Raw genomic sequence first — 13,462 nt, 5'->3', positions numbered from 1 at the left:
TGTCCTCTTGTCCTCTTGTCCTCAGCCCGAAGGAGCAACACCATGAGCAAGTCCACGCGCGTCCTCGGCGCGGCCCTGGGCGCGGTGGCCCTGACCGTCTCGCTCGCAGCGTGCGGCGGCGACAGCCTGGAGAAGAGCAAGGACGGCGGCGCCTCCGCCCCGGGGTCCGGGGAGGCGGGCAAGGGCGGCAAGCTGGTGATCGGTGCGGCGGGCTTCACCGAGTCGGACGTGCTCGCCGAGCTGTACGCGCAGATCCTCAAGGGCGCGGGTTACAACACCTCGATCACCACGGTCGCCAACCGCGAGCTGTACGAGCCGTCCCTGGAGAAGGGCGAGATCGACGTGGTCCCGGAGTACGCGGCCACGCTCGCGGAGTTCCTCAACGCCAAGGTGAACGGCTCGAAGGCGCCCTCCGAGAAGCCGGTCGCGTCGAGCGACGTGGCGGCGACGGTCGCGGCCCTGGAGAAGCTGGCCGGTCCGCTGGGTCTGAAGGTGCTGCCGGCGGGGGAGGCGGTCGACCAGAACGCCTTCGCGGTGAGCAGGGAATTCGCGCAGAAGAACAACCTCAAGACCCTTTCCGACCTCGGTAAGTCGGGCCTGAAGGTGAAGATCGCCGCGGGTGACGAATGCGCTGTCCGCCCCTTCTGCGCCCCGGGGTTGAAGAAGGCATACGGAATCGACATTTCCGGTATTGACCCGAAGGGCGTCGGCACCCCGCAGGCCAAGCAGGCGGTCAAGGACGGGACCGACCAGCTGGTGCTGACCACGACCACGGATGCCACCCTCGACAGCTTCGGCCTGGTGCTGCTGGAGGACGACAAGAAGCTCCAGAACGCCGACAACGTCCTGCCCGTGGTCAACGCCAAGGACGCCGGAGCCCCGGAGATCGCGGCCGCGCTCGACAAGCTCACCAAGGTGCTCACGACCGCCGACCTGGTCGAGCTGAACCGCAAGGTGGACGCGGAGCGCGCGAAGCCCGCGGATGTCGCGAAGGCCTTCCTGGAGTCCAAGGGCCTCGTGAAGAAGTAGCAGTTGCGGGGTTGGTGGAGAATTGCGGGGTAACTGCTCGGGAACGAATTGCCGGGCGGCTACCCCACTCCCCGTCCACGCCCTGTAAATTTCAGGCCATGCCCCGTGGACGCCACCGCAATCCCGAACCCCTGCACCGGCTGCTCACGCCGACGACCGTTGCCGGCATATCCGTCGGCAGTGCCGGCGCGGCCTGGCTGCTCGCGGAACCGATGGCGCTGCGCCTGCTCGTCGCCCTGACCGCGGCCGCCGGCGTCGCCGGCGCCGTCGTCATGCGCTCCTGGGACCGTTCGGCCGGCCGCCGGGTGGCGGAGCTGGCGCGCGAGCGGGTCAAGGACGAGTGGAAGACCGAAGAGCGCATAGCCGAGCTGGAGTCGGACCTCGAAGAGGCCCGGGTCCTGCGCGGCAGGCTCGACGCCAAACTGCGGGCCAAGCGCGTCGAACTCGCCGGTCTGCGCGGCGAGCACGCGGCGCTGCTGCGCCGGTACGCGACCGCCGAGACCGAGCGCGCGAGCGCCCTGGAACGGCGCCGGCTGCTGGCCATCGAGGCCGCGGCGGCCCCGGCGGCGGCCGCCCCCAAGGAACTTCCGCCGGTCTCCGAGGAGCGCACCGCGGCCGGCGCGCCCACCCCGGTCGGCTACGCCCGCGCCCACGCCGCCCTGGCGGCGCTGGCCCGCAAGGCCGAAGCGGCCGCCGGGGCCCCCGAGACCCCGGCCCTGGCGGCGGCTCCGGTGCCCCCGGCGCTGGAGGCGCACGCGCGGCCCGCGCCGGCCGGCCCGGCCGCAGCGGTCCCCGCGCGCCGGCTCGCGGCCACGGTGGCCCCGTACTCCCCGCAGCGCCGCTCGGCGTCCCGCGTCGAGGGCGGCTTCGACTTCTTCGGCACCAAGAACGCGGCGCAGGCCCGGGCTGTGATCGAGTCCGTCCAGAACGAGGACCTCGCCGACGTGGTCGGCGCCGAGGCCCTCGCGGTCCACAAGGCGGAAGCCGCCCGCGGCGCCACCGGACCGGAGTTCAAGCCGGCCACGGCCGAACACCGCGCGGTGGGGCAGGTCATCGACCTGACGGCCCACGACGAGACGGAACCGATCGACGTGGCCCAGCTCCGCACCGCCATCTCCTAGCCCGCCCGGTCCGGGATCCGCATCCGGGCCCGGGTCGACGACCCGGGCCCGGACCCCGTTGCGGGCCAGGTCGGCGGCGCAGGCCCGGGCATTGGCGATCGGTACGTCCGTGTCGGCGGCGCCCGCGTAGAGGCGTACGGGGGCGGCGGGCCGCCAGTCGCAGGCGCCGTCGTTGGCGCGGAGCACCGCGCGCAGGGCGCCGCGCGGGTTGCGCAGGTTTCTCGACCCACTCGGGCGTCAGCAGCTCCTCCACGGTCGCGGGGAGCGCGGCCACGATGTCCTCCTCCCGGCGGCTCCCGTCGAACAGGTTTTCCACAGCCTGTGCGCAAGGTGCGCGGAACGGCGGCGGCTTGCCCCCTTCCTGTGCTCAGGGGTAGACGAGTACGGTCCCCACCGCGACGGCCTCCAGCAGCAGTTGCGCGGCCAGCGCGCCCGCCCGTACCCGGCGCGGCGCGGCCAGCGCCGCCACGAGCGCCACCGCGGCCGCACCGGTCAGCACCCCGAAGGCGGCGGCCGGGAACGGCGTGCAGCCGCCCTTCTCCAGGCAGCGCGAGCCCGTCTCCGTCGTGAGCACCAGGACCTTCGCGAGGAACAGGGCGGGCAGGAACAGCGCGGCGCCGATGCCCGCGTGCATCCGCACCCGCGCCGCGGCGGCGGACGGGGGCGCGGCGACGGAACGGGGCTGTGGGTTCCAGGACATGCGGCCATCCTGTCCCGGGCCGCCGCCGGAGGCATCCGTACGGATACTCAGTCCGCGCCGTGAACAGTGGGACCAGAACACGGCATCAGAACAGCGGCAGCTGCCCCGGGTGTTGGGACAGCACGAACCCGTCCAGGACCGGCGCCGACGCCCCGAGCACCACCCGGGCCCGCGAGCCGGGGCAGGACACCAGGTCGCCGCGGCCGCGTCCGGCCGGGGGGTCGTGGCGGGCGATCCGGCCGGCGGTCACGGCGCAGTCGCGGCCGCATGCGGGGCAGGCCCGTCGGGGGGAGTGGGACATGCCCCAAGTCTGCACTGCGGGCGGCGGCGCCGGGCCCCGGCCGCCGCCCTGACCGTTCGTCTAACCGCTCGCCCTACTGGCAGTCCTGCCCGCGGCCTTGCCCGCCAGCCACGTCTCGTGCGCCTGCCCCACCCGGGCCCACAGCGCCGCCCGGTCCGCCGGGGTCAGGTCGTCGAGCCGGCGCTCGAAGACGCCCTCGATGACGCGGAAGAACTCCTCCGGGGTCTCCAACTCCCGTTCGGTGGTGCCCTCCACCGGGTCGATCCGGCTCAGCACCCGCCCCCGCAGCGTGTCGATGCCGCTCGCGTCGCGCCGCAGCAGCGCGAGGGTCCGTACGAACCCCGATTCGGGGGAGGTGGACATCCGCAGGTGCTCGGCCTCGAACTCGCCCATGACCGCGGGCCCCGCGTGGAAGTTCATCACCGCGCCGGACTCGGCCTCGTCCACGTACCGCCAGCCGGCCACCGGACCGCCCAGCTCCTCCAGCCGGTACGCGAACCCGCCCCGCCGGTACCTGCCCACGCGCAGCGGCAGCGGCTCGTGCGGCCCGTCGCCGAGCCCGGTGTCGACGAGGTACTCCGCCCCGTCCACCCGTACGGTCAGCGCGAGATGGTCGCCCGTGGCGTCGCGCCGCTCCCGCTCCGCCGCGAGGTGCACGGCGCCGAAGTGCCGGGTCACGTCGTAGCCGAGGGCGCCGAGGAGCACCGAGAAGGCGCCGTTGAGGTGCAGGCAGTACCCGCCGCGCCCGGCGGCGATGCGGCGCACGGACAGCTCGGGGTCGATGCCGGGCGGCCGGCCCAGCTGGATGTCGAGGTTCTCGTACGGGATGCGTTCGAGGTGGGCCCGCTGGAGCGCGAAGAGCGCCTCGGTGGTGGGGCGGGGCGGCCCGGCGAATCCGAGCCGCCGCAGATAGCCGGCGAGGGGTGCGGAGATCATGGAGCCCAGGGTAGGCAGGCCGGTGCGGCCGCTGCCCGGGATTACTTGCCGACGTACTACTTGTCGATGTCCCCGACCACGAAGAACAGCGAGCCCAGGATCGCCACCATGTCCGCGACCAGCTGGCCCGGCAGCAGGACGGCCAGCGCCTGGATGTTGTTGTAGGAGGCCGAGCGGAGCTTGAGCCGGTACGGGGTCTTCTCGCCCTTGGAGACCAGGTAGTAGCCGTTGATCCCGAGGGGGTTCTCGGTCCAGGCGTACGTCTCGCCCTCGGGCGCCTTCAGCACCTTCGGCAGGCGCTGGTTGATCGGCCCCGGCGGCAGCTCGGCCATCCGGTCCAGACAGGCCACCGCCAGGTCGAGGGCGTTGTGGGTCTGGTCCAGCAGGACCTCGAAGCGGGCCAGGCAGTCGCCCTCGCTACGGGTGACCACCTTGAGGACGTCCTGGAGTTCGCCGTACGCGAGGTACGGCTCGTCGCGGCGCAGGTCGAAGTCGACGCCGGAGGCGCGGGCGATCGGGCCGGAGACGCCGTACGCGTGCACGGCCTCGGCGGAGAGCACGCCGACCCCGCGGGTGCGGGCGCGGAAGATCTCGTTGCCGTGGACCAGCTTGTCGTAGACGTCCATGCGGGTGCGGCAGGCGTCGATGGCGGCGCGGGCCCGGCCGAGCCAGCCCGCCGGGAGGTCCTCCTTGAGGCCGCCGACGCGGTTGAACATGTAGTGCATGCGGCCGCCGGAGATCTCCTCCATGACGGCCTGGAGGTCCTCGCGCTCGCGGAACGCGTGGAAGATCGGGGTGATCCCGCCCAGTTCGAGGGGGTACGACCCGAGGAACATCAGGTGGTTCAGCACCCGGTTCAGCTCGGCGAGCAGGGTCCGCATCCACACGGCCCGCTCGGGCACCTCCATGCCCAGCATCCGCTCGACGGCCATGACCACGCCGAGTTCGTTGGAGAACGCGGACAGCCAGTCGTGGCGGTTCGCGAGCATCACGATCTGCCGGTAGTCGCGGGCCTCGAAGAGTTTCTCGGCGCCGCGGTGCATATAGCCGACGACCGGCTCCGCGCTGACGATGCGCTCGCCGTCCAGGACGAGGCGCAGGCGCAGGACGCCGTGCGTGGAAGGGTGCTGCGGTCCGATGTTGAGCACCATGTCGGTGCTCTCCGCCGCGCCGCCGATGCCGACCGTGGTCTCCGTCATGCGGGCATTGTCGCAGCCCTACTCTGGGCGCATGGAAACCGGGACGACGGGTGAGACGAGTGGGCCCGAGTGGGTGGGGCTGCCCGGCGGTCTGCTCACCCTGCGGCGGCTGCTGCTGGTGGTCTGGACGTGCCTGCTCGCGGCGGTGACCGCCGTCCTGCTGGGCCTGGCCGTCGGGCCCGCGTGGGCGGCCGTGGGGGCGTTCTGGCTCGCCGTCCTGGCCTGGGGCTGGGTGCTGCTCGGCCGGAACTGGCGGTCCTGGAGGTACGCCGAGCGCGCCGACGACCTGCTGATCAGCCGGGGCGTGCTGTGGCGGGAGCAGACCGTGGTCCCGTACGGGCGGATGCAGTTGGTCGAGGTGACCTCGGGCCCGCTGGAGCGGCGCTTCGGGCTGGCCTCCGTACAACTGCACACGGCGGCCGCGGCCTCGGACGCCCGGATCCCGGGGCTGGTGCCCGCCGAGGCGGAGCGGCTGCGCGACCGGCTGACCGAGCTCGGCGAGGCAAGGTCGGCGGGCCTGTGACGCCGCCCGGGGGCGCGGACGCCGAGGCGGAGCGGCGGCTGCACTTCCTCACACCGCTGCGCCGCGCCTGGGTGCCGATCGCCGCGACCGTCGGAGTCCTCGCCCAGCAGGGCGAGAACGTGGCGCACTGGATGGTGGACCTCTCCGCCTTCCTGCGGGCGCTGGCGCTCGCCGGGCTGGTCCTCGTCTTCGGCTCGTACGGGTTCCTCAGCTGGTGGTTCACCCACTACGCCGTCACCGACACCGAACTGCGCATCCGCAGCGGCCTGGTCTTCCGCCGCACCGCGCACATCCGGCTCGACCGGATCCAGGCGGTGGACGTCACCCGGCCGATGCTGGCCCGGGTCGCGGGGGTCGCCAAGCTGCGGCTCGACGTGATCGGCACCGACGACAAGGACGAGCTGGCCTTCCTGAGCGAGAAGGACGCGGTCGCGCTGCGCGCCGAGCTCCTCGCGCGGGCGGCCGGTTTCGCCCCGGCCGAGGCGGCCGCGGTGGGCGAGGCCCCCGAGCGGGGGCTGCTGCGCGTCGCCCCCCGGGACCTCGCGGTGTCGCTGCTGCTCAGCCTGGGCTGCTGGGCGGCGGTCCTGGGCGGGCTCACCGCCCCGGCGCTGGTGTGGTGGGTCAGCTCCAGCCCGTGGGCGGCCTTCGCCACCCTGCTGCCGATGCTCGGCGCGCTGTGGGCGGGCAGCGTCGGGCGGTTCCTCGTGGAGTACGACTGGACGGTCGCCGAGTCCCCGGACGGGCTCCGGCTGGACCACGGACTGCTGGACCGGGCCCACGAGACGGTGCCGCCCGGGCGCGTGCAGACCGTACGGATCGTGGAGCCGCTGCTGTGGCGGCGGCGCGGGTGGGTCCGGGTGGAGCTGGCGGTGGCCGGCTCGAAGAACGACGTCCTGGTCCCGGTGGCCGCCCGGGAAGCGGCGTACGCGGTGGTCGCCCGCGTGCTGCCGGGCGTGGACCTCGCCGGGCTGGACTTCAGCCCGGCGCCGCGGGCGGGGTCGCGGTGGGTGGTCCCGGTGTGGTGGAAGGGGTACGGGCTGGCCGTGTCCCCGGAGGTGTTCGCGGCCCGCCGCGGGCGCCTGTGCCGGCGTACGGAGATCGTCCCGCACGCCAAGGTGCAGAGCGTGCGCCTGACGCAGGGCCCCTGGGAGCGCGCCCGGGGCGTGGCCGACCTGCACGTGGACACGGGCGCCAACGCCACGGTCACGGCCCGGCTGCGCCCCTCGGCCGAAGCCGCCGGGCTCCTGCACGCCCAGGCGGCCCGCTCCCGCACCTCCCGGGCGGCGGCCCGCCCGGACCGCTGGATGACCTAGCTAGTGCTGTGGCCTACGCGCCGGGGTTGCCGCCCGCGCGGACCAGGCCCGTCTCGTACGCGAGGACCACGACCTGGACCCGGTCGCGCAGGTCGAGCTTGGTCAGGATGCGGCCCACGTGGGTCTTCACGGTGGCCTCCGACAGCACGAGCCGGGCCGCGATCTCGCCGTTGGACAGGCCCTGGGCGACCAGCAGCATGACCTCGCGCTCGCGCTCCGTCAGCCGCTCGACCTCCTTGTTCTGCGGCTCCTGCGTGGTGGTCGGCAGCATCGGGGCGAAGCGGTCCAGCAGGCGCCGGGTCGTGGAGGGGGCCACCACCGCGTCGCCGCTGTGCACGGAGCGGATGGCGGCGAGCAGCTCGGCCGGCGGCACGTCCTTGAGCATGAAGCCGCTGGCGCCCGCCTTCAGGCCGGAGAAGGCGTACTCGTCGAGGTCGAAGGTGGTCAGGATGATCACCTTGGGGTGTTCGTCCGGCTCGCAGATCCGGCGCGTGGCCTCGACCCCGTCGAGCCTGGGCATGCGTACGTCCATCAGCACCACGTCCACCTTGGTGGCCCGCAGCACCTCCAGCGCCTCCAGGCCGTCCCCGGCCTCGGCGACGACGTCCATGTCCGGCTGTGCGGCGAGCACCATGCGGAAGCCGGTGCGCAGCAGGACCTGATCGTCGACGAGCATGACTCGGATGGACATCAATTACCTCTTCTGAAGTCTTCTACGTCTTCTACGTCTTCTTGAGCGGGAGCAGGGCGCTGATCCGGAAGCCGCCGCCCGGGCGCGGGCCCGCGTCCAGGGTTCCCCCGACCATACCGATGCGCTCCCGCATGCCGATCAGCCCGTGCCCGGCGCCGTCCGCGCCGCCGTCCTCGTACATCTCGTGCGGGGAGCCGCGGCCGTCGTCCTCGACGAGCAGGCCGAGCCCGTCGTCGAAGTAGACCAGCCGGACGCTCGCCCTGGCGTCGGGGCCGCCGTGCTTGCGGGTGTTGGTCAGCGCCTCCTGCACGATCCGGTACGCCGTCAGTTCGACGCCGCTGGGCAGCCTGCGCGGGGCGCCCTCGACCTCGAAGTCCACGGTGAGCCCGGCCGCCCGTACCTGCTCGACCAGGACCTCGATCTGCTCGACGTCCGGCTGCGGCACGTAGTCCTCGGACTCCTGCGGCTCGCCGGTGCGCAGGACGCCCAGCAGGCGGCGCATCTCGGCCAGGGCCTGGCGCCCGGTGCCGGAGATGGTCTGCAGGGCCTCCTTGGCCTGTTCCGGGGCGACGTCCATCACGTACGCGGCACCGTCCGCCTGGACCACCATCACCGAGACGTTGTGCGCGACGACGTCGTGCAGTTCGCGGGCGATCCGGGCACGCTCGGCGGCGACGGCCACCTTGGACTGGGCCTCGCGCTCCTTCTCCAGGCGCTGGTTCCGCTCGATGAGCTGGGCGTAGTAGGCCCGGCGGGTGCGCAGGGAGTCGCCCATCACCCAGGCGAGGACGAAGGGGATGATCATGAAGAGGGTGAACAGGATGCTGTCGGCGTCGCTGCTGCCCTTGTCCACGCCGAAGCGCAGGAAGTACAGCGGGGCGGCTGCCACCCCCCAGGCCAGGGCGGTGCGGGAGACCCAGCGCGGGACGTCGCTCGCGGCGACGGTGAAGAGGATGACGAACAGGGCGACGTCGAAGAACCCCATGACGATGCCCAGGGCCAGCTGGTAGACGCCCGTTCCGAGGGTCAGCCAGAACATCGGCCCGGTCCACTTGCGGCGCAGGGCCACGGCCGTGCTCAGCGCGATCACCACGGGGACGGCGGCCAGCTTCTGCCGCGCGCCGTAGCTCTCCGACACGACGTTCAGCATCGAGATCCCGAACAGGAGGACAGCCCAGAAGCTGTCGACGCCCGTCGGGTGTCTGCGGAGGAAGTCGTAGAGGCGTTGCACGTAACCCAGAGTAGGGAACGGAGATAGGTGCTGGAGTCAACCACAGGTGCGATCCGTGCCGAGGGGGAGTACTCCCCAAGGTGGACGTGAGCTTAGCCTTTCAGCGATGAGCACTCAGGGTGAACGCGTAAGTCCGCCGCTTCCTCCGGGCCCCCCGGTCCGGTGGCTGACGGCGATGGAGAGCGCCCTGTACGGGCCGGGCGGCTTCTACGTCCGCCCTGGCGGGGCGGGGCCGGCCGGGCACTTCCGGACCTCCGTGCACGCCTCGCCGCTCTACGCGGGGGCGGTGGCCCGCCTCCTGCTGTGGGTGGACGCCGAGCTCGGCCGCCCGGAGGAGCTGGACCTGGTCGACGTCGGGGCCGGGCGCGGTGAGCTGCTCGCCGGGGTGCTGGCGGCGCTGCCGGCGGAGGTGGCCGCGCGGGTGCGGCCGTACGGGGTGGAGCGCGCGGGGCGGCCCGAGGGGCTGGACGGGCGGATCCGCTGGGTGTCCGCACCGCCCGAACGGACGCGGGGGCTCCTCTTCGCCAACGAGTGGCTGGACAACGTACCGCTGGAGATCGCCGAGGGCGGGCGCTACGTCCTGGTCGCGCCCGACGGCTCCGAGAGCGCGGGCGGACCGGTGGACGGCGCCGACCTGGCCTGGCTGGAGCGGTGGTGGCCGGGGCCGGGCCGCGCCGAGATCGGCCGGCCGCGCGACGAGGCCTGGGCGGCGGCCGTCGCCACCGTCGAGCGGGGCCTGGCGGTGGCGGTGGACTACGCCCACGTACGGGGCGCCCGGCCCCCGTACGGCACCCTGACGGGCTTTCGTGCGGGGCGGGAGGTCCCGCCGGTGCCGGACGGCAGCTGCGACGTGACCGCCCATGTGGCGCTGGACGCCTGCGCGGGCCGGGGCGCGGCCCTGCTCACGCAGCGCGAGGCGCTCTCCGCGCTCGGCGTCTCGGGGGCGCGGCCGCCGCTGGCCCTGGCGTCGGCGGACCCGGCGGCGTACGTCCGCGGGCTCGCCGCCGCGGGCGAGGCGGCCGAGCTGACGGCCCGGGGCGGGCTCGGGGACTTCGGCTGGCTGGTGCAGCCGGTGGGCGTCGGGCCGTGGCCGGGCGGCGGCGGGGTCTAGGGACCCGGGCGGGGAACGCCGGCGGGGCCGGCTCCCGAAGGAACCGGCCCCGCCCTTGCGCTTCGTGCCTCGTGCCCGTGTTCAGGCTCGGGCGGTTACTTCGACACCTCGTTGCCGTGGCCCTCGTGCAGGCCGCCGCCGCTGCCCGTGCCCGGGGTGGTCGGCTGCGGGACGACCGGCTTCGACAGCGGGGCCAGGTCGTAGGCGTAGTGGCCGACCGCGTCCGCGATGACGTCGACGTTGATGTCGAGCGCCTTCTGGTCGATGTTGGTGATGTCGTCGCCCTTGCCGTGGTAGTTCACGTCGTAGGCGACGCCCGCCGTGCCGCCGAACTTCGCGGCCTGGGCCTCCGTCATGATGCCCTCGGCGCCCGTGAAGGTGCCGCCGGAGGGGATGCCCACCTCGATGAACGGGCCGTAGTCCGAGCGGCCGGAGAAGTCCGTGCCCTCGTGCGGGAGGCCCTTCGAGTCGAGGAAGTCGGTGATGCCCCGCTCGATCTGCGCGGAGCCCGCCGGGCCGGGGCCCGCGCCCGTGGCGTCCGAGTCGTCGCCGTCGTACACGAAGTACGCGGCGTTCGGCGAGCCGATCATGTCGAAGTTCAGGTAGAGCTTGATCTGCTTCTTCTGCTCGTCCGTCAGCCCGGCGACGTAGGCCTCGGAGCCGAGCAGGCCGAACTCCTCGGCCGACCACCAGGCGAACTTGACCTTGTTCTTGATCTTCGTCTGGCTGCTCGCGAGGCGCTGCGCGACCTGGAGGATGCCGGCCGAGCCGGAGCCGTTGTCGTTGATGCCGGGGCCCTCGGCGACCGAGTCGAGGTGCGCGCCGAGGAAGACGGTGTTGTTCTCGTCGCCGCCGCGGGTCTCCGCGACGACGTTGTACGTCTTGCGGTTCTCGCGCAGTTCGCGGATGTCGAGGGTGACCTCGACCGGGCCGGCCGCGGCGTCCGCGGCGAGCTTCTCGCCCTCCTGCTGGGTGATGCCGCCGGTCGGGACCTTGCCCGCCGTCGGGTCGCCGAGGGTGCCGTTGAGGGCGCCCTCGGTGTTGTTGTAGATGACCGCGCCGACCGCGCCGGCGGCCGCCGCGTTGGCCTGCTTCGCGGCGAAGGTGCAGCCGCCGCGCTTGACCAGGGCGATCTTGCCGGTGAAGGTGCCCGAGGCGAAGTCGCCGGGCTCGCAGCCGTTGGTGCCGTCCGCGTCGACGGGGGCGACGGCGATCTGCGCCGTCACGCCGTCCGCCGGACCGCTCGTGGTGTACGTCATCAGCTTGATCGGGACGTCGCGGCCGGCGGAGCCGTTGACCTTGAGGGTCTCGGCGATGGTCTCGACGTAGACGAACTCGAACTCGTTCTTCGTGACCTTGTAGCCGGCCGCGCGCATCACGGCCTCGACGTACTGGGCGGACTGCTGGTGGCCCTTGGAGCCGGCCACGCGGGTGCCGTTGTTGTAGTCGGCGATCGACTGGAAGACCTTCAGGTGGTTGTTGGCGCCCTTGCCGGTCGCCTCCTTGACCAGCTTCTTGGCCAGGGCGTCACCCTTGGCGGCGTCGCTCTGCGGGGAGCCCGTGGCTCCGGCCGGACCGGCGAGCAGCAGCGGGGAGACGAGGGCCGCGGCCGCGAGGGCGGCAGTTGCTGCGGCTATACGACGAGAGGGCATGAAGGTCCTTCCACGAAAGTGCACGGACATGCGTGAGCGGTGCGTGATACGCGGGGGGAGTGGTGGACGCACGTTAGACACCAAGTGGCCACTCTGGCCAGAGTTTTCTCTGATTTCGGTTTACGAATTCCGTATATCGGAGCATCTGCGCCGTCGAAAACCGGCCACTGCCCGGCTTTCGCGCGCTAGCGGAGGATGCCCTCGATGAAATCCGACCCGATCCGGGCAACCGCGGACAGATCCAACTGGTGCTGGGCATAACGACCCTGGCGCCGCGTGTGCAGCAGCCCGGCCTTCTTCAGTACCGCCAGGTGGCGGGAGACCTCCGGCGCGGTGATCCCGTACACGGTCGCCAGTTCGCTGGTCGTGTACGGGGCGCGGGCCAGGCTCCGGCACAGCATCATCCGCATCGGGTGGGCCAGGGCCTCCATCCGCCGCTGGAGCAGCTCCACCGAGCCCGGCGCGGGGGCCAGTTCGGGGGAGTCGAGCGGGTAGTGGACCACCGGGCGCCAGCCGGGTGCGTGCAGCACCAGCAGGTGGGGCCAGCCGAAGTTGGTCGGTACGAAGACCAGGCCGTCGCCTATTCGGGGGTCGGTGGCGGTCGCGTTCCCGGTGACCATCTTGTCCACGGTGATGGTGGTGTGCGCATCGTCGACGCTCAGCGCGGCCGAGACCTCCTTGAGCGCGGTCGCCAGCCCCTTGCGGCGCAGCACCTCGGTCTTGTGGCGGGCGTCGGCGCTCTGCCGGGGCTCGATGCGCTTCCAGGTCTGTGCGAAGAACGCCTCGTCGCAGTCCTCCAGGAGCCGCCGCAGCCACACCCGTACGGCCGCGGTGTCGTCCAGCAGCCGGGCGGAGAACTCCAGTTGCCGGGGGCCGCGGGCGGCGGCCGTCTCCAGCGCCTTGGCGCGGGCGCGCGGGTCACGCAGCGGGGAGGGCCCGCCGCCCTCGTTGTACAGCGCGAGCCAGCAGTGCTCCAGCGCCGCCATCACGAACCGCTCGTCGTCCAGCCGGTCGAGTACGTCGAGCTCCTCGGCCAGCGTCGGGGCGGGCAGGCCGGTGCCGCCGGGGATCCCGGCGAAGGGCATGAAGATGTCGGCGAAGGAGCCCCGCCACATGAAGTCGCCCTCCAGCAGCCGGTCCGCGAGGCAGGGGTCGAGCCCGGCGGCGGTCGCGGTGGTCCAGGAGGAGAGCCCGGGGTGGTGCGCGGGCTGGGAGAGCGCGTGCAGGGCCATGCAGAGCTCGGCGAGCGGGGAGGGCGCGAAGGCGATCCGCTCGTCGGGGAGCCCGGCGATGTCGATGGTGACGCTCATCGCACCATTCTGTCGCGCCCCGCCACCGGCGGTGGCGCCGACCCGGCCGGACGGCCCAACGCGCGACGATTGACGGGGACCGTCAATCGTCGCGCGACCTGCGCCGGACGGGTTCAGGGTGGATACATGACCGCCATCGAGCAGTACCTCATCGATACCTACCGGGCGTCCCAGCACAGCGCCCCGATGCCCCCGCCGCCGGGCCGCGACGACGTGGCCGTCCTGCGCGCGGCCCGCTCGTACGAGCAGTTCCGGGCCGTCCTGTCCGGCCGCCCGGCCCGCCACCCCTGGCGCGCGGCGCTCCACCGCCTCCTGCACCGCCCGTACCGCTCCTGCTGAGCCCGG

14 protein-coding genes are annotated in these 13,462 nt (G+C 73.0%); 6 read left to right on the top strand and 8 right to left on the bottom strand.

All coding sequences use genetic code 11. From position 1 onward, the window contains the following. Positions 1-42 precede the first annotated feature (42 nt). Both AB0M99_RS24980 and AB0M99_RS24975 read left to right on the top strand, forming a co-directional pair. Positions 43-1,029 carry an ABC transporter substrate-binding protein gene (locus tag AB0M99_RS24980; protein ID WP_365924010.1) on the top strand — a complete coding sequence of 329 codons (987 nt, stop codon included), beginning with the start codon at positions 43-45 and terminating at the stop codon, positions 1,027-1,029. A gap of 98 nt (positions 1,030-1,127) precedes the next feature. Beyond that, positions 1,128-2,150 (top strand): hypothetical protein, encoded by a 1,023-nt coding sequence (locus tag AB0M99_RS24975; protein ID WP_365924009.1) that lies wholly within the window; start codon positions 1,128-1,130, stop codon positions 2,148-2,150. Between the two features lie 367 nt (positions 2,151-2,517). Here the strand turns inward: AB0M99_RS24975 and AB0M99_RS24970 are convergent, their stop codons facing one another. From AB0M99_RS24970 to AB0M99_RS24955, 4 genes are all read right to left on the bottom strand, one after another. Next, positions 2,518-2,850 carry a hypothetical protein gene (locus AB0M99_RS24970; RefSeq protein WP_365924007.1) on the bottom strand — a complete coding sequence of 111 codons (333 nt, stop codon included), beginning with the start codon at positions 2,848-2,850 and terminating at the stop codon, positions 2,518-2,520. A gap of 85 nt (positions 2,851-2,935) precedes the next feature. Beyond that, positions 2,936-3,151: a hypothetical protein gene (locus AB0M99_RS24965; protein ID WP_365924005.1), complete on the bottom strand. Its 216-nt coding sequence runs from the start codon at positions 3,149-3,151 to the stop codon at positions 2,936-2,938. Positions 3,152-3,211: 60 nt separating this feature from the next. Then, positions 3,212-4,087, bottom strand: coding sequence for an arylamine N-acetyltransferase (locus tag AB0M99_RS24960; RefSeq protein WP_365924003.1), 876 nt, complete (start codon positions 4,085-4,087; stop codon positions 3,212-3,214). 56 nt (positions 4,088-4,143) lie between these two features. Then, a complete protein-coding gene (locus tag AB0M99_RS24955; protein ID WP_365924001.1) occupies positions 4,144-5,286 on the bottom strand; it encodes an NADH-quinone oxidoreductase subunit D in 1,143 nt (380 codons plus the stop codon). Positions 5,287-5,317: 31 nt separating this feature from the next. Here AB0M99_RS24955 and AB0M99_RS24950 point away from each other — a divergent pair, with 31 nt between their 5' ends. Both AB0M99_RS24950 and AB0M99_RS24945 read left to right on the top strand, forming a co-directional pair. Continuing rightward, positions 5,318-5,809, top strand: a complete 492-nt coding sequence (locus AB0M99_RS24950; protein WP_365923999.1) for a PH domain-containing protein — start codon at positions 5,318-5,320, stop codon at positions 5,807-5,809. Continuing rightward, positions 5,806-7,122, top strand: a complete 1,317-nt coding sequence (locus tag AB0M99_RS24945) for a PH domain-containing protein (protein WP_365923997.1) — start codon at positions 5,806-5,808, stop codon at positions 7,120-7,122. Before AB0M99_RS24950 ends, AB0M99_RS24945 begins: the two co-directional genes overlap by 4 nt. 13 nt (positions 7,123-7,135) lie before the next feature. Here the strand turns inward: AB0M99_RS24945 and AB0M99_RS24940 are convergent, their stop codons facing one another. Both AB0M99_RS24940 and AB0M99_RS24935 read right to left on the bottom strand, forming a co-directional pair. Continuing rightward, positions 7,136-7,813 (bottom strand): response regulator transcription factor, encoded by a 678-nt coding sequence (locus AB0M99_RS24940; RefSeq protein ID WP_365923995.1) that lies wholly within the window; start codon positions 7,811-7,813, stop codon positions 7,136-7,138. 31 nt (positions 7,814-7,844) lie between these two features. After that, entirely contained in the window at positions 7,845-9,044 is a 1,200-nt protein-coding gene (locus AB0M99_RS24935; protein WP_365923993.1) for a sensor histidine kinase, read from the bottom strand. A gap of 175 nt (positions 9,045-9,219) precedes the next feature. Between AB0M99_RS24935 and AB0M99_RS24930 the strand changes: the two genes are divergently transcribed. Next, entirely contained in the window at positions 9,220-10,155 is a 936-nt protein-coding gene (locus tag AB0M99_RS24930; protein ID WP_365924134.1) for an SAM-dependent methyltransferase, read from the top strand. A 95-nt stretch (positions 10,156-10,250) separates the two neighbouring features. Here the strand turns inward: AB0M99_RS24930 and AB0M99_RS24925 are convergent, their stop codons facing one another. Next, entirely contained in the window at positions 10,251-11,807 is a 1,557-nt protein-coding gene (locus AB0M99_RS24925) for a M28 family metallopeptidase (protein ID WP_365923991.1), read from the bottom strand. Between the two features lie 185 nt (positions 11,808-11,992). Then, on the bottom strand, positions 11,993-13,117 hold the full coding sequence (locus AB0M99_RS24920; protein WP_365923989.1) for a DUF5937 family protein: 1,125 nt from the start codon (positions 13,115-13,117) through the stop codon (positions 11,993-11,995). A gap of 126 nt (positions 13,118-13,243) precedes the next feature. On the opposite strand from AB0M99_RS24920, the gene AB0M99_RS24915 reads away from it, so the two are divergent. Continuing rightward, positions 13,244-13,456 (top strand): hypothetical protein, encoded by a 213-nt coding sequence (locus AB0M99_RS24915; RefSeq protein WP_365923987.1) that lies wholly within the window; start codon positions 13,244-13,246, stop codon positions 13,454-13,456. Positions 13,457-13,462: the final 6 nt, after the last annotated feature.

This window comes from Streptomyces sp. NPDC051183 (assembly GCF_040682455.1).
Lineage (GTDB): Bacteria > Actinomycetota > Actinomycetes > Streptomycetales > Streptomycetaceae > Streptomyces.
Note: the sequence above shows the minus strand (reverse complement) of the source record. Positions and strands in the feature narration are given on the sequence as shown.

Coding starts and splice junctions, on each gene's coding strand:
- AB0M99_RS24980 (WP_365924010.1), top strand. CDS start 43: ATGAGCAAGTCCACGCGCGTCCTCGGCGCGGCCCTGGGCGCGGTGGCC.
- AB0M99_RS24975 (WP_365924009.1), top strand. CDS start 1,128: ATGCCCCGTGGACGCCACCGCAATCCCGAACCCCTGCACCGGCTGCTC.
- AB0M99_RS24970 (WP_365924007.1), bottom strand. CDS start 2,850: ATGTCCTGGAACCCACAGCCCCGTTCCGTCGCCGCGCCCCCGTCCGCC.
- AB0M99_RS24965 (WP_365924005.1), bottom strand. CDS start 3,151: ATGTCCCACTCCCCCCGACGGGCCTGCCCCGCATGCGGCCGCGACTGC.
- AB0M99_RS24960 (WP_365924003.1), bottom strand. CDS start 4,087: ATGATCTCCGCACCCCTCGCCGGCTATCTGCGGCGGCTCGGATTCGCC.
- AB0M99_RS24955 (WP_365924001.1), bottom strand. CDS start 5,286: ATGACGGAGACCACGGTCGGCATCGGCGGCGCGGCGGAGAGCACCGAC.
- AB0M99_RS24950 (WP_365923999.1), top strand. CDS start 5,318: ATGGAAACCGGGACGACGGGTGAGACGAGTGGGCCCGAGTGGGTGGGG.
- AB0M99_RS24940 (WP_365923995.1), bottom strand. CDS start 7,813: ATGTCCATCCGAGTCATGCTCGTCGACGATCAGGTCCTGCTGCGCACC.
- AB0M99_RS24930 (WP_365924134.1), top strand. CDS start 9,220: ATGGAGAGCGCCCTGTACGGGCCGGGCGGCTTCTACGTCCGCCCTGGC.
- AB0M99_RS24925 (WP_365923991.1), bottom strand. CDS start 11,807: ATGCCCTCTCGTCGTATAGCCGCAGCAACTGCCGCCCTCGCGGCCGCG.
- AB0M99_RS24920 (WP_365923989.1), bottom strand. CDS start 13,117: ATGAGCGTCACCATCGACATCGCCGGGCTCCCCGACGAGCGGATCGCC.
- AB0M99_RS24915 (WP_365923987.1), top strand. CDS start 13,244: ATGACCGCCATCGAGCAGTACCTCATCGATACCTACCGGGCGTCCCAG.